This window comes from Pectobacterium brasiliense, from assembly GCF_013449685.1.
In the GTDB taxonomy this organism is placed as follows: domain Bacteria; phylum Pseudomonadota; class Gammaproteobacteria; order Enterobacterales; family Enterobacteriaceae; genus Pectobacterium; species Pectobacterium brasiliense_A.
In genome coordinates this window covers 182,456-207,985 of record NZ_JACDSF010000008.1, presented here as the reverse complement: position 1 = coordinate 207,985, position 25,530 = coordinate 182,456, and the positions used below count along the sequence as shown (strand labels likewise).

Annotated in this window: 26 protein-coding genes and 2 pseudogenes; 7 read left to right on the top strand and 21 right to left on the bottom strand. The window is 48.7% G+C overall.

Annotated features, from left to right (window positions below):
• Positions 1 to 16: 16 nt before the first annotated feature.
• From H0248_RS03695 to H0248_RS03660, 8 genes are all read right to left on the bottom strand, one after another.
• Positions 17 to 1,456, bottom strand: coding sequence for a type II and III secretion system protein family protein (locus H0248_RS03695; protein ID WP_180784836.1), 1,440 nt, complete (start codon positions 1,454 to 1,456; stop codon positions 17 to 19).
• An 80-nt stretch (positions 1,457 to 1,536) separates the two neighbouring features.
• Positions 1,537 to 2,481, bottom strand: coding sequence for a Flp pilus assembly protein CpaB (cpaB, locus tag H0248_RS03690; protein ID WP_180784835.1), 945 nt, complete (start codon positions 2,479 to 2,481; stop codon positions 1,537 to 1,539).
• Positions 2,482 to 2,528: 47 nt separating this feature from the next.
• Positions 2,529 to 3,080: an A24 family peptidase gene (locus tag H0248_RS03685; RefSeq protein ID WP_180784834.1), complete on the bottom strand. Its 552-nt coding sequence runs from the start codon at positions 3,078 to 3,080 to the stop codon at positions 2,529 to 2,531.
• Between the two features lie 7 nt (positions 3,081 to 3,087).
• Positions 3,088 to 3,312, bottom strand: a complete 225-nt coding sequence (locus H0248_RS03680) for a Flp family type IVb pilin (protein ID WP_180784833.1) — start codon at positions 3,310 to 3,312, stop codon at positions 3,088 to 3,090.
• A gap of 311 nt (positions 3,313 to 3,623) precedes the next feature.
• Positions 3,624 to 5,123 carry a sensor histidine kinase gene (locus H0248_RS03675; protein WP_180784832.1) on the bottom strand — a complete coding sequence of 500 codons (1,500 nt, stop codon included), beginning with the start codon at positions 5,121 to 5,123 and terminating at the stop codon, positions 3,624 to 3,626.
• Positions 5,101 to 5,811: a response regulator transcription factor gene (locus H0248_RS03670; RefSeq protein ID WP_180784831.1), complete on the bottom strand. Its 711-nt coding sequence runs from the start codon at positions 5,809 to 5,811 to the stop codon at positions 5,101 to 5,103. Before H0248_RS03670 ends, H0248_RS03675 begins: the two co-directional genes overlap by 23 nt.
• A gap of 356 nt (positions 5,812 to 6,167) precedes the next feature.
• Positions 6,168 to 7,814: a Na+/H+ antiporter gene (locus H0248_RS03665; protein ID WP_180784830.1), complete on the bottom strand. Its 1,647-nt coding sequence runs from the start codon at positions 7,812 to 7,814 to the stop codon at positions 6,168 to 6,170.
• Positions 7,815 to 8,092: 278 nt separating this feature from the next.
• Complete coding sequence (locus H0248_RS03660) at positions 8,093 to 9,448, bottom strand: NCS2 family permease (RefSeq protein WP_180784829.1); 1,356 nt, start codon at positions 9,446 to 9,448, stop codon at positions 8,093 to 8,095.
• 340 nt (positions 9,449 to 9,788) lie between these two features.
• Between H0248_RS03660 and H0248_RS03655 the strand changes: the two genes are divergently transcribed.
• Positions 9,789 to 10,205, top strand: a complete 417-nt coding sequence (locus tag H0248_RS03655; protein WP_180784828.1) for a hypothetical protein — start codon at positions 9,789 to 9,791, stop codon at positions 10,203 to 10,205.
• A gap of 287 nt (positions 10,206 to 10,492) precedes the next feature.
• On the opposite strand, the gene lpxP is transcribed toward H0248_RS03655, so the two are convergent.
• Positions 10,493 to 11,416, bottom strand: coding sequence for a kdo(2)-lipid IV(A) palmitoleoyltransferase (gene lpxP, locus H0248_RS03650; RefSeq protein ID WP_180784827.1), 924 nt, complete (start codon positions 11,414 to 11,416; stop codon positions 10,493 to 10,495).
• A 377-nt stretch (positions 11,417 to 11,793) separates the two neighbouring features.
• Between lpxP and H0248_RS03645 the strand changes: the two genes are divergently transcribed.
• Entirely contained in the window at positions 11,794 to 12,864 is a 1,071-nt protein-coding gene (locus H0248_RS03645) for a DUF1176 domain-containing protein (protein ID WP_180784826.1), read from the top strand.
• Here the strand turns inward: H0248_RS03645 and H0248_RS03640 are convergent.
• Positions 12,853 to 13,362 carry an RES domain-containing protein gene (locus H0248_RS03640; protein ID WP_180784825.1) on the bottom strand — a complete coding sequence of 170 codons (510 nt, stop codon included), beginning with the start codon at positions 13,360 to 13,362 and terminating at the stop codon, positions 12,853 to 12,855. The genes H0248_RS03645 and H0248_RS03640 overlap by 12 nt on opposite strands.
• A 409-nt stretch (positions 13,363 to 13,771) precedes the next feature.
• Between H0248_RS03640 and H0248_RS03635 the strand changes: the two are divergent.
• Positions 13,772 to 14,977: pseudogene (locus H0248_RS03635) on the top strand (tyrosine-type recombinase/integrase).
• Between the two features lie 41 nt (positions 14,978 to 15,018).
• Here H0248_RS03635 and H0248_RS03630 read toward each other — a convergent pair.
• The 3 genes and pseudogenes from H0248_RS03630 to H0248_RS22425 all read right to left on the bottom strand — a co-directional run.
• Positions 15,019 to 15,468, bottom strand: a complete 450-nt coding sequence (locus H0248_RS03630; protein ID WP_180784824.1) for a hypothetical protein — start codon at positions 15,466 to 15,468, stop codon at positions 15,019 to 15,021.
• Positions 15,437 to 15,604 (bottom strand): hypothetical protein, encoded by a 168-nt coding sequence (locus tag H0248_RS03625; protein ID WP_157891291.1) that lies wholly within the window; start codon positions 15,602 to 15,604, stop codon positions 15,437 to 15,439. Before H0248_RS03625 ends, H0248_RS03630 begins: the two co-directional genes overlap by 32 nt.
• 347 nt (positions 15,605 to 15,951) lie before the next feature.
• Positions 15,952 to 16,137, bottom strand: a pseudogene (locus H0248_RS22425) (hypothetical protein); the annotation flags it as partial.
• A gap of 557 nt (positions 16,138 to 16,694) precedes the next feature.
• Here H0248_RS22425 and H0248_RS03615 point away from each other — a divergent pair.
• Positions 16,695 to 16,946, top strand: a complete 252-nt coding sequence (locus tag H0248_RS03615) for an ogr/Delta-like zinc finger family protein (protein WP_180784823.1) — start codon at positions 16,695 to 16,697, stop codon at positions 16,944 to 16,946.
• Positions 16,933 to 17,184 (top strand): ogr/Delta-like zinc finger family protein, encoded by a 252-nt coding sequence (locus H0248_RS22420; RefSeq protein WP_374705252.1) that lies wholly within the window; start codon positions 16,933 to 16,935, stop codon positions 17,182 to 17,184. Before H0248_RS03615 ends, H0248_RS22420 begins: the two co-directional genes overlap by 14 nt.
• Before the next feature lie 83 nt (positions 17,185 to 17,267).
• On the opposite strand, the gene H0248_RS03605 is transcribed toward H0248_RS22420, so the two are convergent.
• Positions 17,268 to 18,080 carry a hypothetical protein gene (locus tag H0248_RS03605; RefSeq protein ID WP_180784821.1) on the bottom strand — a complete coding sequence of 271 codons (813 nt, stop codon included), beginning with the start codon at positions 18,078 to 18,080 and terminating at the stop codon, positions 17,268 to 17,270.
• 162 nt (positions 18,081 to 18,242) lie between these two features.
• Between H0248_RS03605 and H0248_RS03600 the strand changes: the two genes are divergently transcribed.
• Positions 18,243 to 18,476 (top strand): hypothetical protein, encoded by a 234-nt coding sequence (locus H0248_RS03600; RefSeq protein ID WP_180784820.1) that lies wholly within the window; start codon positions 18,243 to 18,245, stop codon positions 18,474 to 18,476.
• 437 nt (positions 18,477 to 18,913) lie between these two features.
• Here the strand turns inward: H0248_RS03600 and H0248_RS03595 are convergent, their stop codons facing one another.
• The 7 genes from H0248_RS03595 to H0248_RS03565 form a co-directional block, all read right to left on the bottom strand.
• The gene (locus H0248_RS03595; RefSeq protein WP_039470839.1) at positions 18,914 to 20,029 is read right to left on the bottom strand and encodes a helix-turn-helix domain-containing protein; all 1,116 of its coding nucleotides are present in this window, start codon (positions 20,027 to 20,029) and stop codon (positions 18,914 to 18,916) included.
• Between the two features lie 13 nt (positions 20,030 to 20,042).
• Positions 20,043 to 20,642 carry a hypothetical protein gene (locus H0248_RS03590; RefSeq protein WP_130621610.1) on the bottom strand — a complete coding sequence of 200 codons (600 nt, stop codon included), beginning with the start codon at positions 20,640 to 20,642 and terminating at the stop codon, positions 20,043 to 20,045.
• 655 nt (positions 20,643 to 21,297) lie between these two features.
• On the bottom strand, positions 21,298 to 23,976 hold the full coding sequence (locus H0248_RS03585) for a toprim domain-containing protein (RefSeq protein WP_180784819.1): 2,679 nt from the start codon (positions 23,974 to 23,976) through the stop codon (positions 21,298 to 21,300).
• Between the two features lie 63 nt (positions 23,977 to 24,039).
• A complete protein-coding gene (locus H0248_RS03580; RefSeq protein WP_240345930.1) occupies positions 24,040 to 24,339 on the bottom strand; it encodes a Derepression protein in 300 nt (99 codons plus the stop codon).
• 71 nt (positions 24,340 to 24,410) lie between these two features.
• Positions 24,411 to 24,716, bottom strand: coding sequence for a hypothetical protein (locus H0248_RS03575; protein WP_180784818.1), 306 nt, complete (start codon positions 24,714 to 24,716; stop codon positions 24,411 to 24,413).
• Positions 24,709 to 24,897 carry a hypothetical protein gene (locus H0248_RS03570; protein ID WP_180784817.1) on the bottom strand — a complete coding sequence of 63 codons (189 nt, stop codon included), beginning with the start codon at positions 24,895 to 24,897 and terminating at the stop codon, positions 24,709 to 24,711. Before H0248_RS03570 ends, H0248_RS03575 begins: the two co-directional genes overlap by 8 nt.
• Positions 24,890 to 25,090 (bottom strand): host cell division inhibitor Icd-like protein, encoded by a 201-nt coding sequence (locus H0248_RS03565; RefSeq protein WP_180784816.1) that lies wholly within the window; start codon positions 25,088 to 25,090, stop codon positions 24,890 to 24,892. The genes H0248_RS03570 and H0248_RS03565 overlap by 8 nt, the downstream gene beginning before the upstream one ends.
• Before the next feature lie 186 nt (positions 25,091 to 25,276).
• On the opposite strand from H0248_RS03565, the gene H0248_RS03560 reads away from it, so the two are divergent.
• Positions 25,277 to 25,465 carry a YlcI/YnfO family protein gene (locus H0248_RS03560; RefSeq protein WP_180784815.1) on the top strand — a complete coding sequence of 63 codons (189 nt, stop codon included), beginning with the start codon at positions 25,277 to 25,279 and terminating at the stop codon, positions 25,463 to 25,465.
• The last annotated feature ends 65 nt before the right edge of the window (positions 25,466 to 25,530 follow it).

Sequence of the window (25,530 nt, the reverse complement as noted above, 5' to 3'; positions counted from 1 at the left end):
ATTTCCCCTCGCGGACTCAGTAGAGATAGCCGATAGATGCAGAGCGCGGCATGGACGAATCCAGCATTTTCACGCCTTGTCCCGGCGTCTGAAGATCGCCCGCGTTAACCGGCTCAACGACATAGGCGGTCGCGATAATCACCAATTCCGTTTCTTCCTGACTGGTGGCTTCGCTTTCAAACAGGCGGCCAAACATCGGAACGCTGCTTAATCCCGGCACGCCGTTGATCGTCTGGCTACCGGCGCTACGCAGCATGCCTGCCAGCGCAAAGCTCTGGCCGCTGGCGAGCTCTACCGTGGTATCCGCACGGCGTACGGTTAAGGCCGGAATGCGCGATCCGCCTTCCAGCTGTACGGAACCGACGTCGGTTAGCTCACTAACTTCCGGTGCAATGTGCAGGCTGATGCGATTGGCAGACAGCAGCGTTGGCGTCATGCGCAGAATCACACCGTAGGATTTGTAATCGATGCTGACGCTGTTGTTGGTGATCAGGACGATTGGCACTTCACCACCCGCGGCAAACGCAGCGGTTTCCCCTGACATCGCCGTCAGGTTGGGTTCAGCCAACACGGTCGCCATGCCCTGCTGGTTCATCGCGGTTAACAATCCGCTCAGTCTGGAACGGCCGAAGTTCAGGAAGCCAGAATCCGTTGGGTTAGAAAATCGTCCGGTTGTAGCGTTGAACAGATTAAGACGCGAGCCGCTGCCTGCACTCATATTCCCGCTGCCGGTGCTCAGTGATGCCGCCCAGTTGAAGCCCAGTTCGCTGGTCAACTTGCGGGACACTTCCACTACGCGCACCTGAATATTGATTTGCGAAGGCGTTTTGATTTTGAGCTGGTTGATCACTTTGCCGGAGGATTCGCTGGAGCCTGGCAGTCTTTCGCCACCGCCTCCACCACCCTGCCCGCCACCGCCGGCGGACGCGCTGATATAAGCCTGTATGCTGTCGATCACACGCTTGGCGTCCTGCGGGGTATCGACGCTACCGCGCACAATCACACCGCTGGGAATCGAGGCTTCCAGTTGGATATCCGCACCGGGGAATTCACGCTTCATGCGTTCACCCAGCGCTTTCAAATCATGCTCGGATACCAGACGAATGGCGTTGATCACATTGCCATTTTCATCCATCGCGTAGAGCGTGGTGGTACCGACGCTTTTAGCGTAGACAAACAGGTTACCCGGTGAAGGCAGTTCGAAACTGGCAATATTCGGATCGGCCACCAGCACGCTGTCCGGCAGCTCGTTGAGTTGCAATAACCGTCCCTGATGCACGGTCAGGCGCACTTCGTCGGTTACCGGCGCTACCGATACCCCAGCCGCCAGCGTGGTTGCGGGCAACATCATCGTCGTCAGCGTGACAGGCAATACCGCATTAAACAGGCCAGCGGCCAGCAATCGTTTGCACGTACCCCGAAAGTCCGATTTCAAAAACAGCGAAAACATCGTCATTTACTTAATTTCCGTAATGGGCTTCATTTTTCCATGAGCAACTCGCGGCTGCCCGCAGGCTGTCAGATTTCGTGTTCGTCCTATCGGGAGGGGAACGTCACCACGTCTTTTTGCTCAGCGCGATAGATTTTCACTTTGTGCCCGCCGGATCCGGCAGATAGCGCTCCGTAGATATCGGTTGCCAGAGGCACTGTGGTCACATGAGGTCGCCCTGTTGCAGGATCGACTACATCATCCAGATCGGCACTGCGCAGCGCCAAATGCAGAATGCCCAGCTCTTTGGCAACCGCCAGCGCTTCAGCCTGCTGAGGCGTCACTTCCAGCGTCACGGTTTGATAAGTTGCAGGACGAGAACGCACGGCAGACTCACGGCTTTTGGCGGTTGCATCAAGCACCGTACCGTCTTCAGCAGCATCAAAGCGTGGGTATATCGGCGTACCAGTTTTATCGTTCAGCGCCAATACGCGTAAATCACGAACTATCGTTTGTGACGCCAGAAGCGGCATCACGACAGGTTGGTTACGGCTTGCGGGTAACTCAGACTGATCGTCTCGTCTCATGCTAAGGATCACATCAACACGATCGCCTGCTGACACTAATCCAGCATTGCTCGCAATGGCGCTGGTAGGAACGGAGATAGCACGCATGCCTTTACGCAGTACGGCAGCGACAAAACCCGGCTCATTCGGCTTAACCAATACGTTACTGTTTAACGGCGCACCTTCTGCCACTGTTTCACGCAACGTTGAGCCGAACAGTAGCGACTGACTGTCTTTACCACGAACAAAGTTAAATGAACGAGAAACCGATTCATCTGTCTCCTGCCAGCGCAGGGAGGATGAATCCAGAAAGTCACCGGGATGCAGATCTTTCGCGGCCACCAAAACAGCCGTTTTTTCCGGTGCTTTAACCACAATCGGAGGCGGCGCAGGGGGTTCAGAAGAGAGGTGGCTACGCACCATCAGCGCAACAATGCCTGCCAGCACGAGCGCGCCTGACAGTACGTATGTAGAGTTCACTTTCATTTCAACTTGCCTACCTAAGCCGTGTGTGTCTTAAAGCTGCGACAGAATTAAAACAAGGGAAAAATCAGGACATACATCGCGCCGAACGCAATGGCGACGCCGTAAGGTATGCCTTGAGAAAGATCGGCGGGCAACGCGGGTGGCATAGGCAACCGACTCTTGAATATCCGGTTGGTGGTTTGAATGCCCATCGCCACCGCTGTGGGTACGGTATTCAGCAGCGGCAAGCTAAGCGCCAGAACACCGCCAGCCAGCGCCGTCACCATGACGAAAACGATCTGGTGCCCTTGCCCAACCCACAGGCACAGCACACTCATCAGCTTGACATCCCCGGCGCCTAATCTGCCGGTGAGGAAAAGCAAAAATCCCACAACCAGTACTGCCGCCGCGCCTGGCAGCGCCCAGAGCGTTTTCTGTAGTGCCAACCTATCTAACGCACCGGATTGCAGGACATGTGAAGCGCTGAAAAACAGCCAGCCCAGCAATAAAATCAGTACCGCCTGATTCGTAATTTTGCGTACTAACAGGTCGGTACTGATACACCACAGCAGGCACCCCATCAGCAGTACCGTCTGCGGCCAGTGCGCGTAATCCGCCATCCCGTACTTATTTCGGTACGTTCGTTGAACCCGATCCTGGCGTTCCTGCGCCAGTGATTTGATCGGCGATCTGGCTAAATTTCTCATTCAGCGCTTTCACGAAGATACCGTCACCGCCGAAAATAGCGCCGATAGCTGCCGCCATCGCCGCCGCAAGAATGCCGTATTCGATTGCCGTTACACCGCTCTCGTCACGCAGGAAAGAACGCAGTTTTGCTTTCATATTTTTCATGGGAAGACTCTCTAATCCGCAGGCAAAGAAATCATGGCCTACTCGGAAACTCAGGGTGCCACGATGATAATAAGATTAATAATGAGACTTATTATCAAGCAGAGCAAGCAGTGGAACATTAATATTCGTTAATCTTTCCATACAAAAAATTATCAATATAAATCAATGATTAAAACAATTTACATTGCAGGGTAAATTAATAAATATTCATGTTTTTTGCAGGGATATTCATAAACGATTAAGAGAAAATCGTCGTAGCAAGCAGAGAAAACCCACTTACCACACGTCGTATTCATCGAGAAAAAAGAGGATTAGCAGCGATTAAGGCACAGATAAACGTTCAGGCCCGGCTCTGAGGAATCCAGATAGAGTTTGCCACCGTGCAGATCGGTAATTGCCTGAACCAGAGATAACCCCAGCCCATAGCCAGACTGAAACCAGGTATCCAGCCGCTGAAAGCGTTGTAGCGCTTTGGCATGCAGCGCCGGCGGAATGCCCGGACCACGGTCAGCAACGCTCAGGGCTATCCAGCCACGGTACAGCGTCACGCTCAACGTGATGTATTTTCCCTGCGCCGCATATTTCAGCGCGTTCTCTACCAGATTGGCCAGCGCCTGAAACAGCAGCGCTCGGTCGCCAAATAGCTGAATTCCGGCTTTGATTTCAATCTTCAGGCGACAGCCGCGCTCTTCCGCCAGCGGCTGATAATATTCGGCAATTTCTTCCAGCAGTTGGCGCGCTTCAATGTTCTCAAACTGGTGTACACAGCGCCCACTTTCGATTTCACCGATACGCATCACGGTTCGGAATAGCCCGAGAATTTTATGCACCTCGTCCACCGCCAGATTCAACTCATCACGAATGTCGTTATCCAGCCCTGCCCGCTCCGTCAGATTGAACAGGCGATTTTGCAGATGCGTCAGCGGCGTACGCAGTTCATGCGCGACATGGCTGGAAGTGCTGCGCACCTGCTCCATCAGGCGCTCAATGCGTTCCAGATTCTGGTTAATATCGGCACTCAGGCTGTCAAAATCATCGTCGTAAGGCGACAGCGGCATACGCACCTGTTGCTCACCGCTGCTGTAGCGATGTAGCGCCGCACGGATTTTCTCCACGCTGCGCAAGCTGCGTAAGCTGAAATGGCGGCTGACAAACAGGCAAAAGAGCAGCACGACAAACAGTCCCGCCCCCGCCACGAGCGGGATGGTTCTCACCCTCTCTAACATCGGCCGAATGTTGTAAGCGGTAAACAGCACGCCCCCGTCATCCAACATGACGGACAAACCGATTAGATTCGGGTCGTCAGGGCTGGAAATTTCGGCTTTAAGACAGCTGACATCCATCTGGCAATCGGTATGCTGCCGCATTTCAAGAGGGTGTGAGTTTGCAGAATGGGGAGGGAGTGGATGCGTTCTTAATGGATGATTGTGATACAGAATATCACCGTGTTTATTCATCACCAGAAACAGCGGTAATTCGTCCCCTTTCGCGCGATTGTCCTGCCGTAATTGCGTAATCAGGCTATCGGCATTGGTTAAACGCGACTGCATCGAATAGTCGTAAATATTACCCAGAATAACTTCGCGGACATGCGTTCTAATCAGCGTTTCACTTAATGAACTGAAGCCGACAATACACATCAGCATCATCAATAAGAACAGAAAAACAATGGTTATTGCCTGGCGAAAATTAGAGGTGCATAAAAAGCCGGGATATTGGCTTGCCCCCAGTAATTGCCAGTGTTTTATTTTTACCTGCCAGTGCTGCCCGAGCTTCTTTATTTTTATTTTATTCAGCGTGGCTGCCAACATCGGTTTTGTCCTTATCTACCGCGCCTAATGCGTAGCCCATCGCTCTTAGCGTTTTAATTAATGGATGCGGGAAGCCTTTATCAATTTTTGCCCGCAATTTTGACATATGAACGTCGATCAGATTGGTTTGCGGATCAAAATTGTAGCCCCATACGCGCTCTAACAGCATCGTACGCGTAATCGCCTGACCCGGATTTTCCATTAATATAATCAGTAACTTGATTTCTTTATCGGTCAAGTCGATGCGCTTGCCGCCGCGCCATGCAACGCGCTGCATACGGTCAAGCTGCAGGTCTTCAAAAGTCAGCATGGAAGGATTATCGACATGATGTTTACCGCGCCGCGCCATAATATCCAGACGTAATCTAAGCTCATTAAAATTAAAAGGCTTGCCGAGATAATCCTCCGCACCAAGCTCTAAACCCATCACCCGATCGACATCACGATCCAGCGCCGAGAGCAGCATAATAGGCGGATGACGTGAGCCTTGTAATTCACGTAATACCGTAAATCCATCCATGATGGGTAACATTCTGTCTAACAGAACGACATCATAAACTTCATCCTTGATCGCTTTTAATGCGTGTGCGCCATCGTGCACCATTCGGCAAGAATGGCCGTGGGAATGTAATTTAGACCCCAGCCAATGGCACAGCACAGAATCATCATCAACCACTAATACACGCATAATATTCCCCTATAAACGTGGCTTATTACCTAATTAATTTAGGGTTAATGTCCGTTTATTTTATCTGGTCCTTCAAACAGCCATTCACCCCACACGATGTTGATACCGTGCGGGCCGTTTTGTGCTTCTGGTTTTTTAGTTTTCTGTTTTTTACTGCTCTACTTTTCACTTATGAGAAAAGCCCTACAGATAATAACAATCATTATCATTTAGTGACAAGCAGTTTACAATCGCCTGACGTCGTTCTTAGGCTGGACGCATAAAAAACATCCCCATCGCTTACGCCATGGAGATGCAGAGGAAGAAAAGAGAAGAGAAAGAAATCAACGCGGTAACGGGGATCGTCTCACCGCGTCTTACTCATTTTCGATCAGAAGCGCTTCCATCAGATCGAGGTCGCGCAGCATTTTTTGCAACGTCTCATTGCTGATTTGCTGCGTGGCACGCAGGTGATACAGCTCAGCACGTTCGGAATTCAGCGCGGTCAGACGAAAACGCCGCTCCAGATTCTCAATCAGCAGACCATTTTCAGGATCGTCTTTATCGATGAGCCGTCGGCGCAGATTACCAATGACACGCGCGCTGACTTCTTTCAGCACCTGCTCATCAATGTTCTCCTCTCGATCGGCGGCCAGACGCTCCTCCATTTTGTGCATACTTTTGATCGCCACTTCTGCCACCGCCATGCGCGCCATGCGGATTTCTTTGGCATGCGCGGCCTTGTCCGCGACCACCACACCACGCAACAGAAACGGCAACGCCAGCACGCCACACAGTAGAGAAAACAAAATGACGCCCGTAGCGATAAGCACCAGTTGATAGCGTGACGGGAATGCGGTGCCGTCCGTCAGCAGCAGCGGAATAGATAGCACACCCGCCAGCGTAATCGCCCCTCGCACGCCAGCAAAGGACGCGATCCACAGCTCCCGCGTGGAAAATTCGGCAAAGATCATCGGGCGCTTTTTCTGGATGTGTGTGCTGTATGTTTTCATCACCCACAGCCAACAGAAACGCAGCAGCAGCAAAGCACCATAGATAATCACGATATCGGTAAACAGCATCCAGGTTTCAATCGTTGGGTCCAACTCCGCCTGCGTCACCGAGGTTTCCAGAATGCCCGGTAATTGCAGGCCCAACATGATGAACACCATGCCGTTAAACACGAACTCCAACATCGACCACACGCCGTTCGCACGCAGCCGCATTGTCAGCGGTGCGCTACGAATGACGCCCGATTGACCCATCGTCATCCCCGCGGCTACCGCGGCCAGAATGCCCGACACACCGATGTGTTCGGCAATCAGATACGAGGCGAAAGGTAGCAGCAACAGCAGCACAATCTGCGTTGCGGCATCATCACCACTCCAGCGGCTGATAGCGCGCAGCGATTTACCGAATATCCAGGTCACGCCGACGCCCGCCAGCAGCCCGCCCAGCGCAACCTGCATGAATTCCAGCGTCGCACCGGAAACCGTAAACACCATCGTGCCCATCGCAATCGCGACAGCAAATTTCAGCGACACCAGACCGGACGCATCGTTCATCAGCGCTTCGCCCTGCAAAATGCCCATCAGCTTTTTCGGTATACGATCTTCCCCGACGATACCAGACAGCGCGACGGCATCCGTCGGCGACAGCACGGCGGCCAGCGCGAAGGCCGCAATCAGCGGCATGCCCGGCACCATCCAGTAGATGAAATAGCCGATGCCCACCACGGTAATCAGAACCAGAACCAGCGCCAGACCAATAATTTCTCGACCGTGTCTCAGGAACTCACGCGTCGGCGTTTTCCAGCCGTCGGCAAACAGCAGCGGCGGAATGAAGAGCACCATAAACAGCTCGGGATTGAAATCAACGTGCAAACCAAAATGGGGCCAGGCAAGGATGGCACCAAGCACGATTTGCATTAAAGGCAGAGGGATTTGAAAAGGTAAAATGCGGGTAATCACCCCAGACAGAGATACCACTAGGGTCAAAATAAGAATCGTAAAAAATATTTCCATGCTTTCCTTAGACGTACTCCTAAATCAAAAAATTCTGCCTGCTAGCGAGCAGACTGCTCTTCCATATTTAACGCATTTAGCTCGGTATGAAAATGGATTTCTGGTCGAAATCAAAATTAATAACAATATTGATTATCACACAAGTAACATCAACCCAACGCCAATAAAAAGACACATAAAATCGCATTTAGCGTGGGAAATGATAAGAAGGGAAGGAGGAAGGAAAGACGAGGAATGACAGACCTTCTGGACGGCACCAGAAGGTCTATTGGAAAGAATTACAGCGCCCAGCCGCCAGCGTAGAACACCACCAGCGCGACAGCAATCACCACGGTGCCGATGTTCAGTTTACGCCATTCGCCGGAGAAGATGCGGCCTAATACCAGCGCGCCAAAGCCCAGCATGATACCGGTCACAATGTTACAGGTCAGCACGATGAATACGGCACAGACCAAACCGGACATGGCATCGACGAAGTCATCAAAGTTCAGTTTGGAAACGTTGCCCAGCATCAGCAGGCCGACGTACATCAGCGCGGGTGCGGTGGCATAGCCAGGCACCAGATACGCTAACGGAGACACAAACAGCAGCAGCAGGAACAGGACACCGACAACGGTTGCCGTTAAGCCCGTTTTACCACCGGCTGCCGTACCTGCGGCGGATTCGATGTAAACCGCTGCCGGAGACGTCCCGACCAAGCTGGAGAAAATGCTGCTCACGGAGTCTGCGGTCAGGGCTTTACCACCGTTGATGATTTGCCCGTCTTTATCCAGCAGGTTCGCCTGTCCGGCTACCGCGCGGATCGTACCCGTGGCATCGAACACGGCGGTCATCACCAGCGCCAGCACGCTCGGCAGAACCATCGGCTGCAATGCGCCCATGATATCCAGACTGAAGATCAGCGACGAACCGTCAGCCGCCGTCAGGCTTGGCAGCGCAAAGAAGCCAGCGTATTTTACATTTGGGTCAAAAATCAGCCCCAGAATAGAGATCGCGATGATAACCAGCAGAATACCGCCCGGTACGCGACGCTTCTCTAAACCGATAGTCGCTGCCAGCCCCAGCAGGGACATAATGACAGGGAAAGAAGTGAAATCACCCAGCGCGACTGGCAGGCCGTCAATCGGGTTTTTTACCACCAGACCGACACCGTTGGCGGCAATAATCAGCAGGAACAGACCGATACCAATCCCCGTACCATGCGCCACACCTATCGGCAGGTTACGCAAGATCCAGGAGCGGATGCCTGTGACGGAAATGATGGTGAACAGCACACCCATCAGGAAGATCGCTCCCAGCGCCACAGGAATGCTGATTTGTTGCCCCAGCACCAGACTGAACGCGGTGAATGCCGTCAGCGAAATCGCACAGCCGATCGCCATTGGCAGATTGGCCCACAATCCCATCAGCAGCGACCCCAGCCCGGCAACCAGACAGGTTGCAACGAACACGGCTGCCGGCGGGAAGCCAGCCTTACCCAGCATACTCGGCACCACAATCACGGAGTAAACCATTGCCAGGAACGTCGTCAGGCCAGCTAACACTTCCTGACGCACGTTACTGCCGCGCTGTGTAATTTTGAAAAAAGCATCAAGCGAGCCTTGTGAACCTGCCTGACGGGTGGTGTTTGACATGGTGGTATCCCCTGAAATGCCATTATTATTTAAGATCGATTCTGACGGTTCCCGCGGCCTTGCTCCGCGAACGCACCAGCATCGCTGGCGCATCATGAACCGTATATACCCGTCATTCTTCAAGCTGCACGTGTGTTGGCTGCGTTCAGTCACCCGAATCACTTACTCAAGTAAGCTCATCGGGATTCCCTCTCTTGCCGCCTTCCTGCAACTCGAATTATTTAGGCTATAGCCCCGCACGCAAACGATTAACTCGCTGGATGCAAAGCTGGAAAACGTTGCTATATCAAGACACTGCAGCACCAAAAACAGGCTGAACTAAAACAAGCTGGATAAGACGGTGTCAGGCAATATGAAGCGCGTGATTATCCCGCTTCACCCGCGCTTATTTCAACTGCTAATCGAGACAATTTACCTATCTCACGCCATCTGTCCGATAACGAAGCGCACAGCCAGTACAGGTAATGCCCAATCAGGCCACTCTCTGAAAATGGGTCAGTATGAAGAAAAAGCAGAAAGGGTTCTTAGACGGAAATCAAAACAGCGGTTTACCCCTCACAAACTGATCGTTCATTTTTTTGTGATTCGCATCACAAAAAAGTTGACCACCCGTATCAGTGCGAGTATTCTTAAAAACGTGAACAGCATCACAGAAAACAAATCAACTAACAATGAGGAAATGACCATGAAACTGCTGAACAAAATCATCGCTATGTTTGAAAACATCAACATCAACTTTGGTACTTTCAACCAATAATTATTTAAGAATCGTGGGGATAAAAAAGATGCGCGTTGTCCGCAAAATCAATCAAATATTAAAAGCGTTGGGCAAAACCTATCGCGGTGTTAACCCCCACGCTATCTTCCGTTAATCGTACTCAAGTACGTTAACCACCCTAAAATGGCTGCCATCCGGTAGCCATTTTTGTTTGTGCATCATGCGTAGGGACTGTTTTTTCGATATGTTAGATGGCGCTGAAGCACCATCCAATTTCAAACGTTTACGTCATTTAACACAAAGTACATTCAACATCCACACTATCCTCAGGCGTAAAGAGACACTTCCCCTACCGGACGGGTTTTAAAGCGCCGGTGCAGCCAAAGGTACTGTTCGGGTGCACGCATGATTTCTTTCTCAATCACCTTATTCATGTAACACGCCGCAGCCTGTTCATCGTGATAAGGATAATCCTGTAATTCAGGCTGAATCACCAGTTGATAGCCCAAGGCATTGGGTTTGCGAATCAGCACTGTCGTCATCATCGCCGGTTTTGCGAGACGGCTAATCGTGTATGTGCCGTTCGTGGTTGCCGCATTTTTCACCGCAAAGAACGGGGCAAAAACGCTGCCTTTAGGGCCGTAATCCTGATCGGGAGCGAACCATACCGCTTCACCCCGTTTTAGCGCTTGCACCATGCCACGCAGATCTTTACGGTCGATCATCGCTTTGTTGGAACGAGAACGTCCCCAAGTTTGTACCATTTCCATCGCTTTATTATTGTGCGGACGGTACATCGCCATCATAGGCTGACACAGCCCCATCGCCCTACCACCCAGTTCCAGCGACATAAAGTGAATACCAATCACCATTACGCCCTGACCTTTTGCGGTCGCATGCTGTAAATGCTCCAGCCCTGAAACATCAAACCACTGGCGCACGCGGCGATCGGACCAAAACCAAGCCATACCGGTTTCAACCAATGCCATCCCGAGCGAAGCGAAGTTATTGTCGATCATCGCTTCTCTTTCATCGTTGGAGATCGTAGGGAAGCACAATTCAAGATTGCGTCGGGCAATCGACACCCGGCGTTTCAGAAAGAGGCGGGATAGACGACCTGCACTGCTTCCGAGTTTCATCAGCAGCGGATAAGGGAGTTGAACTAATAAAAACAGCACGCCAAGGCCAAACCAAGTCATCCAATAGCGCGGGTGGAGTAGTGCCCTGGTAAATGTTTGCTTAATTTTCATGATACTCGTCTTTAAGTGATTAACAGCGTACCGCATAAAGAGTCGTTCTCATCGCGCTACATCTATCATGACACTTATTTATAGGGATCGTTTCAATTGTGTGGAAAACCGTTTCTGACCGTTATCGCGCGTGAGGTTAAAAAGCAGGATAAACATGCTGATAACACTGAGGGGATTTTTGAGCAGCCGATGAACGGCTAACGGCAGCGGCATCATACCCGATTCACGTTTAATAAAGGAGTGGTCGGACAAGAAATATTCGCAATATTACGCCGTCTAACGCTAACATCTTGGCATATACCAAAAAAGCGACTGGCTTTCTGGCAGCGAAAATAGGCAGGCAGCAAGCTACCGCGTAATCAAGGACTTGATAGAAAATGACTTTTTCTCTCCCTTCCCGCCTCTCTATGCTAACGGCACTGATCACGGGGATTCCTGTTCTGGCGTTTGCCACAACCTTCGCTGATAGCACTTTCTTTCATAAAGACTGGGAAGTGGTCTGTGATAACACGCTAACGTGTCGGGCTGCCGGCTACTCGCCAGAAAAGCAGTACACAGGGGAAGAGGAAGATGTGCCAGATATCTCACTGCTTCTCACGCGTCATGCCGGGCAAAATACGCCAATAACGGCTGAGGTTACACTCGCTGAGGTAGAAAAGGAAATTCCTAAAGGCACCAAGCTCACGCTAACCGTTGACGGTGTCGATACAGGCCTACTCACCTCAACCGGAGACAATCTCTGGCAGCTCAATGAGACACAGATTCCCTTCGTCCTACAGGCACTAAAAGGAAGCGGGAAAGTGGCTTTTCATCACAATGGCGTCGTTTCCGAACTGTCTGGGGCGGGTGCCTATGCGGTACTGCTAAAGATGGATGAGAAACAAGGTCGCATCGGCACAACGGATGCCATCACCAAAAAAGGAAGTGAAAGTAGCGCATTACCTGCTGTCACTGCCCCCATTATCTATGCGGCAGTAACCAAAAAGGAACGATCAAGAAATCTGACAGACGCAGAAAGGGCGGCTATCCAGAAAACGCTGCTTAAGACGTTAAAAGCAGATGACTGCGACAGTTTCCCACCGCAAGATTATCAAGAAGCAGAACCGATTGAACGCATTCCATTGAATGACAGTATGTCCCTACTCAGCACCCTTTGCTGGCGCGCCGCTTACAACGAAGGCTACGCTTACTGGGTTATCGACAACGCCATGCAAACCCAGCCGCAGCTTGTGACCACAATCGGAGTAGGCTACGAAAACGGTGAAATTACCGCAGTACAGAAAGGGCGTGGACTCGCAGACTGCATGAGCGATAGTGCCTGGGTATGGGATGGCAAAGCATTCCAGCAAAGCCGAGCATCAATCACAGGCTCATGCCGTATGATCCAACTCGGCGGCACCTGGGATTTACCCTACTGGACGACGACGGTGGTGAAATCAGGAAAGTGAAACTTTGATTGGATCGCCGCAAACTTTTACTTGCGGCGTTTCTGGCTCATTCCACCGGAAGAGGCAAAGATGCCACCCATTAGGAATATTTCGGGAACAATCAATAATGCCGTCAGCTCCACTAGCCCTTGCACGATCTGCGTTAACCCATGAACCTGGAACTAACCCGCTCCCGATAGCCTCCCGCCAGGAGCCATTCGACGCTTGCGGATTAATTCCCAGAAGTCGGGAGATCTCCTCATTCCGCTGATCAAACACCCATGCATCGGTAACACTAATTGGGATAAGAACACGAGCAAGACCATCTTCTCTCATATAGCCTGACACAGCACTGATTGACCACTCCGGAAATGGACTCATGTAGAGTGCAGGTTGGCCATGTCTATGATAGCGCCCTGCACTTTGTGGTCCTGGCGGATCAAGAGCAGCCCCTACATTCGTCGCTAACACAGAACGATAGAAAACACCCTGAATCTGAAGAAAGTCTCTACTAACCATAAGGTTACTCTCCCTACCAGATGAATTTCGACCATAAAAATCACCAGAAAGCGCGTTTAAAACCCTACGCGCATTCTTGGATTTTACTCTATGGCTTGGCACAGTGGATCTCAAAATCTGTAAATGGAATGCGTATAGTATTTCAGGTGTCATCGTGCCCTATACACATGACTATACGCACCAGGATGTAGATTTCGAGAGACGAGTTATTTCCCTAAACGACTGAGAAGTAGCGTGAAGCATTGTGATTGCTGGATTTATCTGACTTAGGTAGACATTGAGAGAAGAGAACTTGGAGCGAGTGAAGGGAATCGAACAAAAATCCATTCCACTTCTGTAACCTACTGACAGATAAAGATATTGCGATCAGCATAGGTAACTGATTACGTGATAATAGAGGATCATTATCGTGTCAATCAAGGGCCAGGCGTACTTATATAAGCGAAAAGACGGGATCTGGATGTTTCAAATCTTCGTTCCTAAGTATCTTCGATTCTTATATCCGTGTTGGATGTGGCGCAAAACCACCTCAACCCGCGATCTCAATGAGGCTCGGCGCTTTAGAAACCACTTGTTGTTAGAATGGGAAGAGTTAAAACGGAAGTACAATCCAAACAACCCGGATCAGTGGTTGCAGCAATCAATAGCCGCCCTGCATACGGAAGGCAAAAAGAACAAAAGCCGCCCTCGATCCGTAGCACGATCATGTTCGATTCCCATTCTGTGCCTATTACGGGACGAATACGCCGAAAGCTATAAAGACCGCCGTTCTTATTCAACGTTGAGCAAATCGGCGCGAGCCGTTGAGTTATTTCTTGAAAGTGCCAAACAACCCGACATTGCATTAGAAAGGATAGGCCGTCGCCTGGTTACTGAGTTCCTCGAAGCACAGAAGGAGAAGGGAGCAGCCGATCAATCTCGTCAAAACTGGCTGACGTGCTTAGGCTCTCTCTACGAATTTGCAAAGCGCCGCTACGATGGCATACCAGACCGCAATCCTTTTCACGGTCACAACCTCGAAGCACGTCGAACCATCGAGAGCTACCAGCCATTCGAGCCTGACCAGATGCAAAAGCTACTTGATTCAGCAGAGCCGGAGATCAGGAACATTATTATCATGGGGCTGTTTTCAGGATGCCGCCTTGATGAACTGGCAAGCCTCAAGAAGTCAGAGATCCAAACGGTGGAAGGTGTGCGCTGTTTCTAGATCAGCAAGAGTAAAACCAAAGCGGGGATCAGGCATGTGCCGATTCACTCCCTGCTATCTGCGATAGTCGATGAATACATGAGCCACAGTTACGGTGAGTACCTATTCCCACAGGCTAATAAGATTAACCGCGCTGACGGTAAGAAAGGCCCGTTCTACTCTCAAGCGTTCACCAGGCTACGCCGTCGCGTTTTGCCTACAGCTACAGATCGTCAATGCTTCCACAGCTTGCGCGGGATGTTCATCACCTGCTTAGACCGTGCAGGAGTGCAGGAAACACGGATCGGCAGTATCACCGGACATACAGAGCAGAAAGCGAAAACGGAGGCATTCAGGACGTACAGCAAAGGGGCAGGGATGATTGAGCTATCGAAGTATATAGAATTGGTGAATTACGAAGGAATATGAATCGCAGATACAAAAAAGCCGAGGGTATCCCCGGCTTTCTATCAATCTTTGCTCTCACCAGCTTGTATCTTTTCATCAACAGCTTTGCGAAGAGCAGACAACGAAAACTTGTCATGCTTAATCTTTTTCACGCCAAACAATTGGTCATGATCAGTGATAAAGCGAACAGACACGTAAGGTTTTCCTTCGTCATCCTTACTAAATTTTATAACAACAAGAGGATCATCAAAATTTGGTCTTAAACGAGCATGGTAAATGCCAATGTACTCGATAACTAAACGGCCTTCGCCATCGCAATCACTGCTCTTTGCCCTGCCGTGCGTGCGGTCTTCACGTACTTCATAAATCTCAATGTATTGCTGCTCTTCCCACTTTTCGATGAGTGCATACAATTCATCAAGATATTTTTCTGCGTCGTAACCATACTCAGCACTAAACTCATAAAAAAATTGGTTAATCTTAACAGAGTTGATAGTTTCTCTTTTGAGCATTTATGATCCTTGCCAGACTTTCCCGGCGCTCCTGCAAAGTTTTGCCTTGGATGGCAAAATCTCTGCCCTCGTCACCTTTTAAGAGCAATGCTTGAGCCTGGAGAACTTCTTTGTTAGTTTTTTCGTAATTTTTCATAGTATATCCTCCTACGCTTATGCGTCGGGAGTGTCAGCATCAACATTAGCACTGAATGTACCAATGTCTGCTAACGCATCAACATATCTGATACTGTAATTTTTAACTTGAGATAGGGTTTGCAACTTATTTGTTTATGGACACAGATTACGCAATCTACGTCAGTGTGTCAAGAAAATGCGCGAAAAACACGCATAGTAAAACAGTCGACAAAAACAATTAACGCATTGATTATTAATTAATTTTCACGAAAATAACTAACAGTACTTCGCCCGTTGCCTAAAGTCTCCAGTTTAGATATCAAAAACTGCGAGAAACAATAAAGGGGCGTAAGCCCCTTCGAGATATCACCCGCCTGTACTGCTTTGACCACTGCTAGCAGCTAACGTTAACGACTGCTCGAAACTGGCAGCGGAAGCCTTCGCCGTGAAATCGATATATTCGCTCAATCTTGAGCTATCGCTGGCGATGGTGAGCGGTACTTCCGGCGCTACCGTCAGGTTAAACGTAGGATTCAGCATGTATGCTGGCGCATTACCGCTGGTTAGTGACATAGCAGAATCACGCAGAGATTGCCCTGACAGGTTGTATTGGTTCGCCGCTGTTCCAGCTTCACCACTACAAAGCGCTGGCAGAGCCGGATCTGTAGCTACCGGAGCATTACCACTATTCACCTGTTTACGCGGTCATAAAACCGCACATCGGGCTTAAATGCGTGTGATCAGTCAGTCGATGACATAACAATGCCCGGATGGGCTTTCCCTTCACGTTGTGCTATCGCGGTGTGAGGATGCAACTGCCGCCAACGCTGAGTTATACTGTCATCTCATCATGTAACTTAGCGTGACAGTTACTAAGGGCGGATCACAATGGTATAACCCATAGGCAACTAAAATAGATAACTATTTAAGTTGATGATAAAGAAGGGTTTTAATATTTATCTAAAAAGTGAAGGGAATATAACTAGATAAAATAACCACTGATTAATATAGATAATATTTTATTCTAAGTTTTTCATACCCCCAAATATACCCCCAGCAGCATTCCCGTTATAATGTACGCATAAACAATATTTTTAGTGGAACACAGCATGGAACCACGTAAAAAACTCCCCGAATGCCCTAAATGCGGCGCATGGATGCGAGCACGTACAAGCTTTGCCTTAGATGCCAATGTGCGCAGTATCTACCACATTTGTACCGGTCAAGAATGCGGATTTAAATGCACATCATTGCAATGGTATGAGGTCGCCCTTAACCAGGCAGAAGAAAACGGCAGCATCCCCGCAACAATAAAAACGCGCTGTATAGAGATGAGGCAAGGCCGCTATGATCACTTGTAAATACTGCGGTAAAGTCGCAGGAGACAGAGGGGTGGAAAAAATTGGGGAAAACAGTTATCGCCGCTACCACCAGTGCAAAAACTTGTTATGTGGCCATTGCTTCACCACAATTGAAGAACTGAGAGTGAGCACATCAGACAACGAACAGGCAGCACATTGTAGTGCTACCTGTGACAATATCATGCCTAACAGTCAGCCCAATAACTCTGCCATCCTTCATCGGGTAAATGCCGATTAAAATGTTGAGCAGTATATTGTTGATTCAGATACTGCTCGCGCTTTCCCTCATTATTACCAACAGTGCTTTTTCACAGGCTGACATCAAAAATTGCTAAATGGGATTTCCCCAGTGAACAGTTTTTCTTTGTATTCCGCATCAGACTTAGCACGCGATAATTGTGCCGGAGAAGGGGTATTTTTCATCGCTCTGAAAACATTTCTTGGATACGCACCAGGATGATCATCTGGCAACTCACTACCGGTTACCTTAATACCGTCACTGCGAATGATAGTTTTAACAGAATTGATTATTGATGACTCGATATCATCCGTTGACATGATTTTTTCAAAACGCCCCACATCAATTAGTTCCCCCTTCTCGTTTCTGTATGTAGTAGTGAAATAAACCGCTGCCAGTGTTTCACGAACACTAACGCCATACATTCTGCAAAGTCCAATAACTCGGCTAATTCGCGGTGCCATTAAATCGTGTAGTTCTGTGATAAGTTGTTCAACCTCACGCTTTATGATAGGAGCTGTAACATTGGAAAATGCATTGTTATATTCAACAGTCATAGCACCCAGTCGAATATTCATTTCGGCTACTTTTCGCTTTTGATCTTTCAGTAAGACAGATAAACGGGATATTTTAGCCTTAGCGGTGGTAGTCATAAACAAAGCACGTTCTGACTCAGTATTCTCTAAACCGTTATTCCCCATGAGAATACTTTCCCATTTGCCATCATTCTCTTTTAGCTCCGCTTCTGCCTGACGATGACTTTCCACAAGATTAGCCAGGGTTCGCCTTTCCTGCTCAATATCGGCCTCCAGTGCAGAAAACGTGTTAGCAATCTCATCTAGCCGTTGCCGTGTAGGGCTTTTATCTGAAATAGCGTCATGAATAGGGGTGGTCATTTTTACGTCCTTCTCAGTAGTGTAATACACCTATATTCACCATCTGAGCATGGCAGATCTCGCGATTACATTTGTCGCCGGTGTATTACAACGAAGTGCACTTTTGCTGGCCTGCAACCAGATGAAAAATCGGGTGTATTACACAACGCTGGAGATCAAGATATGAAAGGCAGCAGTAACGGTAAAACACGGGTAAGAACTTTGCGTGTACCTCACCAGATCGATGCAGAGATTGAGCGGCAGTGCCAGCGCTCAAAGCGGGATTACACTGCGCTGATATTGGATGCGGTACAAATCTATCTTGCGCAAACACCACAAGCTGATAGTGCCAGAACGATGGCGCCCGAGTCCGTTTACCACATGAACTTTGATGAATGCTTCCCGTTCTTGAAGTAATCCTTTCCTGTCTGGTGTAATACACTTTTGTATATCGTGCAGTTAGCGCGACGAACAACAATGTATTGCCCAGCCTAAACTGCCCATGAACCGCACCAGAATCGGCTTCTGAGGCATGATCATCCGAATCCATCTCACTTATCATGAACGCGCGACGCGCCTCCTCAGTAGCATTTGAATGCTGTTTTATGGGTACTCCCTAATTATATCTGTCCATAACCCCGTATACCCCACAGCGCGCGAGGGTTCCCCCGCCACGCCCGCGCATTAAAATGGCGCGTTTTTGTGCAGTTGTGCAAAGAGAACAAACCCGCGCCAGAACTGGTGCGGGAAGGGGGGATAGCATCAAAAAAATTGTGCATTTTCGTGCAGAATTTTGCAGTGATTTTTACGAGAAAAAATGAATCCCGTGGACACGGGATTCAGGCAGAACAATATCAAACTATCTTCATTCGGTAAGAAGACATAGAAACTACATTTCCTGATACTTTTCCAATTGAAGTGTCTGTTAGTAAGTTATCGTTCGCCAGCTCTGCCAACATAGCTGGCGTGATCTTCAAACGATGTGCTAACGCATCAGCATCAACCATCAAATCCGTTAAAAGAAACTTCATAGCTCGATGAAAAAGCTCAGGCCTTTCATTTGGTATCAGACAATCTTCTTTCTCATCAATTGCTTCCCCTTTACGTTTTAGGCCGAAAAATGCCGTTTTGTACTGGGCATCCGTCAAAAGTGAAAGCTGGTGTGCTCGATAGATGATAGCTGCTTTACTTACTTTCCACGTCAGTTTGAACTGACTAAGCCCTTGCCAGTCGATACGTCCACCAATTGGCCGAGGAAAATACTTCGCCATAGCCGAGCGCGGTAAAAGTAATGCCGACGCAAAACGATTCGCTTGTGATTCTGTCACTCTGTCACCTGTAGAGATGCCTTCATGCAAAATCAAATGCGCAACCTCATGAGCAATATCAAAACGCTGACGACAAGGTGACTTCTTGGCAGTATTTCTGACAATGAAAGGACGGCTTAACGGAACAGAAAGCGCATCCACATCATCAGATACAGAGTCGAAAGAGGTAACAAATGCCCCTAGCTTTTCAGCCAATCGAGTCATGTTATCAATCGGCCCAAAGCCTAATCCCCAATCAGTTCGACATTTCTCCGCTGCCTTTTCAATGTCTTCCTGAGTATGTACCTTCATTTCCGGAAACTTAACAGCCGGTAAATTAAGATATTCTTCAAAAACTTCAATCAGGCGACGATATAACTCAGCTTTAGCAAGCGTTGCTAATTTAGTCGCCATACGAGTAGTACTGCGTTTACGGAAATGAACAATTTCCTCATTCACGGGAGACTGCTCTTGCGCTTCGAAAAATTCAGGCATGACCTGTAAGACGGCAGCTAATTTATTCGCAAGCTCAGGAGTAGGCACAGCAGAGCCAGATTCCAGCCGCTGTATATACTGGCGGGTCTTATCGACCCGCTCAGCCACTTGCTCCAATGATAACTCGTGATACAGACGAGCTAACCGCAAATTAGAACCGTTAAACACTTTTCACCTACTATTATTCTGCATCGCTCTTCTTGTCTTTTTCAGTAACAGAAGCGCTGATATCATCCAACACAATTTCAACCGGTGCAGGCGGGGTGTCGTCGGTTGAGTGCAACACTGCAACCCGTTCTTCGCCATATGTCCAAAGACTTAGGATTTCTTCCAAGGGGCTGTAGCCAACAAAATGCACCCGAGCACCTTCGCCCTCAAACTCCGGCTTCTCAACCACAAAACGCCACATTGTAGGTATTGTTGCTTCTGGTGCCCATAGTTGATCGACGGAATTACGGCGGAAAAAACCCGGTTTTTTGGGATTTTCAGGATCATCAGCAAAAAAACGAACAGGAATACTCTCAATCTCAAACGTAACATCCATACCGGCGTGAGTTAACGCTAACCAATCGTAGGTCTTACTTGTACATAACTGGATTAGATATTGTCGCTGGCGTCCGAAAGTACATGTTCCTCTCGTGTAATTATCATCAAGTGAGCTTGATAACTGCCTGTATGTATCATCTAAAACTTTTAGAATACCTTCAGCGACGATAGATAAACGCTCAACCGTCAATTGAGGGTGAAACTGACTAGGCACAGGTAAAGTATGTTCTGACATTAAAATTCTCTCTGTAGGAATTGGTGCAAATAGTAATTTTTGTCAACTTGAATGTTGGTGCATATTCCTGATTTTGTCAACCTAGAATACAACAGATCAGGAATAGAATTTAAACATTTGTTTTTATTAAAAAAATACATCCATCCAGTACAGTAAAAAGATGATTCAGAGAAAATTTTCTATTCTCCTCACCTTTTCTTTTTTCACTGTCACTTTCTATTTCCAGTCAGCCATCGGAAAACTGTTACAACCGTTACACCCCATAAAAACCATATCCAATACGCTGATAAATAACATAAAATTATGTAACACTTTAGGCGTTACAAACCGTTACGCAAAGTGTTACACCTAATAAAATCAATGGGTTAAAAAATCATTCTGTAACACTTCATAACCGTTACATCGTGACGCTTTTGTAACGGTTTTATATTTCTAAAATAGTTATATTATTCAATGCATTAAATGGTGCTCTTGAATTTTGTAACAGTTGTAACGCTTTTCCGGTGCACCCCCTAATATTTTGAAAATGGCGCATAAAGGCTACTTTTAACCTGTTATGAGGGGACGTGAGAGTATGGGAGTGTTAGGGAGGAACGTTGCATGGTCGGAAAAACTATCAACGATACCGGCCATCCGTTGGCCAGCATCGCCGAGATTAACTGTGCTGCAGCTCGTTACGTTTGAATACCCAGCAGCGAACGATTTCAGGGCGCATCACATCATGCTGACCTTTGCCCTTGTTGTACAACTCATTGGGGAGACTACGCACCGCTTTATTGCCCGTAAACTGGAAGCTGGTGCCGCCTTTAAGCTGTTTTTTCAGGTCGCTAATCACAAACGACTGGTTAACCCGATATTCAGATGCCATCTGGATAAAGTGCTGGAAATTCACCGCCACCATCCCTTCCCTGTTATCTTTTCCTGCGTGGTTCAGTCCGTAGCGATCGAGCGAATCCAGATACTCGAACGTCTCCCAGAACTCCTGTACCTGCGGCGGATCGGTGCGCAATGCCTGACGACGCTCTGCGGCCAGCGCAACCAAAGCCTGCCTTGTTTGAAGAACGGCATCAGCCTGAACAGGCAAAACCAGCGGTAAGGTTTCAACCATCGCGATCAGTTGCGCATGGTTTTTGGCAATACGGTTATGGTTTATCTCTGGATGGTTCTCCAGCTCGGTTTTAGCCTGTTCATAGACTCGGCTGAACGCATCGAGTACAGCCGTTTCTGACTGTGTCACCTGGAGGATAAACCCGGATACCTGCTCTGTCGTCGCACGTTCAAGCCGTTCCGCCGCCTGGCGCGTTTGCGGTGTCTGGGCGCTCTTATCCGTATGGATATGCACGATACGCTCAAGCAATGCCGGTGAACCGCCTACATCCGCATTCTGCGCGATCACAATGCTCCCTCGGAACGGCGGCTCATAGGTTTCATTATTGTTGGATTTAACCCCTGTCGCCCGCATACCTTTACCGTTATACAGCGGTTTCAGGTCATCAAAATCAAACGCCCGCTGACGTAAGGTGTCTTGCGTTCTGTCACCCTCAATCAGCACGACGGGCAGATTGCCAACCTGTGCAAAGTTTCGTGCTCTGGCGGCGGCTGTGGATTTGGTCGGATCAAACCCCTCGTAATCATCTCGGCCACACAGCTTCCAGAGAAAATCGATCAAGGTACTTTTTCCCGTTCCTGGCTCACCGACGATTTCAAGAAACGGAAAGCTACGACATCCTTGCCGGATTTGCTCAGCAAACAACGATCCCAGCCAGAACGCCAAAGCGATGTAACCCTTAGCGCCAAATGCCGTCCAGATATCCTGTACCCAATCCGTTTTAAATTGGCTGAGGTCAGCGTTAATTTCCAGAACGGGGCTATGGCTGAGGCTTTTAGCGCTCAGTTTGCCGATCTCGAAATAGTCCTCACTATTGAGGTGGTAAACCTTACCGCCGGAAACCGCCAGAGCATTAAATATCCAGCCCTGCCAGACCTTGTTGTAGCCGATAAAATTCTGCGTCTGCACCTCTTTAATCACCGGCAGATCCTGACGGATCAAGCGGTCGAGCTGGTTCGTATTGCCGGTATAAATGGCTCCTTTCGCCACATGTAACAAACGCTTTTTAAATTCTGACGCACTGGTAAGCTGGCCTGAGGTAAACATATCTTTCACCGGCGGCGTGGAGCCTGGGAAATTGATTTGGAAATAGTACCAGGCTTCATCCGTTGGCTCACTGCGCTGGAAATACAGCGGTACGGGATAGCAATTGGCAATTTCTACCACGGCACCGGCTTCTTTCAGCGCTTTCACTTTCACTTCCTGTTCGCTCAACCGGATATCACCATCCTGAATACGTTCAACCGCTTTCATATGCCTGTCCAGATCGAGCTTGAACCAATACAGACGCGAATCAAATTCAAAATGAAACTCCCGCCGTTCAGTATGCTCAGCAATCCGTAGCGCCTTATCTGCGGCGTTGTCAGCCAGTAGTAAATCCCCCTGATAGCGATATTCCTTTAGATCGCGTGGAGTCAGCTTTCCCTGAATGTGCAGATCGTTCCAGTCGCGTTTTTGTCTGCCCACAGGTACGCAGGCCGCGTTGACCATCCAGCCTGCCTCCTGACTCCGGCGAGCGTGACGGGCGGTGTATTTTCTCCCCGCCGGATCGTTGTCCAGCGCCCACACAAGCACCGGCCTGGGACGTTCTCCCAGACTTTGTGCCAATTGCGCCAGAGTCTGTTCTGGGTAGTTGTTGCACGACATGATAGACACCGCCGCGATCCCATTTTGTATCAGGCTTAATGCATCAAAAATCCCCTCTACCAACCAGATCGCTTTCTGCTTACTCAAATCCTGAGCCGGATAATTCCACCATTGGCCGGCATAGCTGCCATGAAAATTAGCTTTACGCTCAAATCGCTCCGGCTGATCGATAAGGCGTTCCCAATATCCCCCACTGGGGAGCGAAAAGCGCACCGTGGCTGTCCCCAGTCCTTTCTGGTGAAAGCTTTCCTGTGTGTAACATCCTGCAAGACGGGTGATATCCAGATTACGCGATTCACGTAAGTAGGCATCTGCGGCCGCACAGGGCGACGCTTCCGTGCGTGGGTAGCGATCAGACCAGTGATTAAATAAATCAGCGTAATGAGCATTGACGATAATTTCAGCCCCGCACTTATTTTCCCGTCCGCATTTCAGCACGTAAGGTTTTTCGATGCTGGTAAACAGTTCTTTCTTATGGCAGTGGGGACAAATACCATAGCGTAAATACCCTTCCTGTTCTTTAAACTGGAATTCTGCTATCAATCGCTTTATAATTTCTTTTTGTAATTCGTTATTCATGAATAGCTCCAAAAGCGCCGCGCTGAACGGCGCTTTTTTATTGAAAGTGAATAAATGTGTTAATCACCGAAACGAATCCTTTCCTTGTTTCAGCCATTCATTGCACAATCCGTTTTCCTTCAACTCGTTCAGTACATAATCAATATCATCGTGGAGATAGCTGAAAATATCGGGTAACCACAAAAGTGGCTCAGCATTTACTTCCAGTTTTCTTACGTGGAGATGAAGGCTAAAGGCCACATTTTTAGCCCTATTCATTTTGTGATAGCTTTCAATGCTGAGAGAATGAACTTCATTATTTTTCTGAGTCTCTTCACCAGCAATCATTTTAGCGCTAAGCGCTTGTGCAGTGACACGATCCATTGGGATACCCTTCATTCAGAATGCAAGGATTCGCCGAAATAAAATTCGTAATATTATTCCGGTATTTTCAACTATAAATAACGCGCGTAGTCGTCTTTATCCGCGTTAGAACGTCGCTCGTAATAGTCCTGCGCCATTTCTTTTCTGCGTTCTACATACTCAGGCAATAACTGATAGGAACGGCGAAATTCACTGAGTGGCATTTCTCCACGTTGCTGACTGGACTCATACAGGAAAAATACTTCTGGCTCTGGCATTACCTGGCCTGATTCATAGTTGATTGATCTGACGCTAATCACCTCAATGATCCATCCTGTTTCGCTGACGCTTTGATAGCGCTCACCTCGCATTGGTCGCCCCAGAAACAGATTACGCATGGTGCACCTCCGCTTCCTCTGGTTCTACCTGTCTGGTGCGGTATAGGTGATCGATGCGTTCTTGCAGAATGAACAGCAGTATTTCACGCACTTGCGCGTCATCGGTGTTTACAGCGGTATAGGCCAGTGCTCGGCACTGATCGATGATTTCATCCAGTTCCAGCGGTGTGTTATCAAACATGGCGTACCGCCTCAACTGGCAAGCGGCCAGCAAAAGAGAGGATGAAGTGAGGGACAAGGATCTGACGGGCTTCCTGCTCTATATAGGCTTCAACAGACAGGCGGCAAAGTGTAGCAGCACTATCTGCTCGATAAAGTGCCAGAAAACGATACTGATATTTGGGGCGAGTTTGGGTAGACTGTGAATCAGCCATAGTGTTATCTCCAGTAACATTGTGGTTAGAAGCTCGGCTGGTGTTGACGCACCGCCGAGCTTTGCGCTTACAAGGTGTATTTCACCTTCAAGAGGAAAAATACCCTCAAGTGAAATACACTTCAAGCCTTTTCTATCATCTTTTTTTGCGTATACTGACATACACCTAAAATTTGGAGTCCCAACAATGGCAACAGGTGCAAAGAACGCAAAATCACAAATGACAACTGTTAGAATTCCCCACGATGTTATGGAAGATATAGAGTTACTGAAAGAAGATGGAGAAAGTACCGCCGGTTTTCTTGTCACAGCAGCCAAAGGTGAGATCAAACGCCGCCAGCGTAAACAAGCTCGTGATACGGAACCTAAAGACTGATCCTTTCCCCAAAAAGCCAGTGTATGGATATTGCTAACACCAATGGATGTTAAGGCAGTATCACA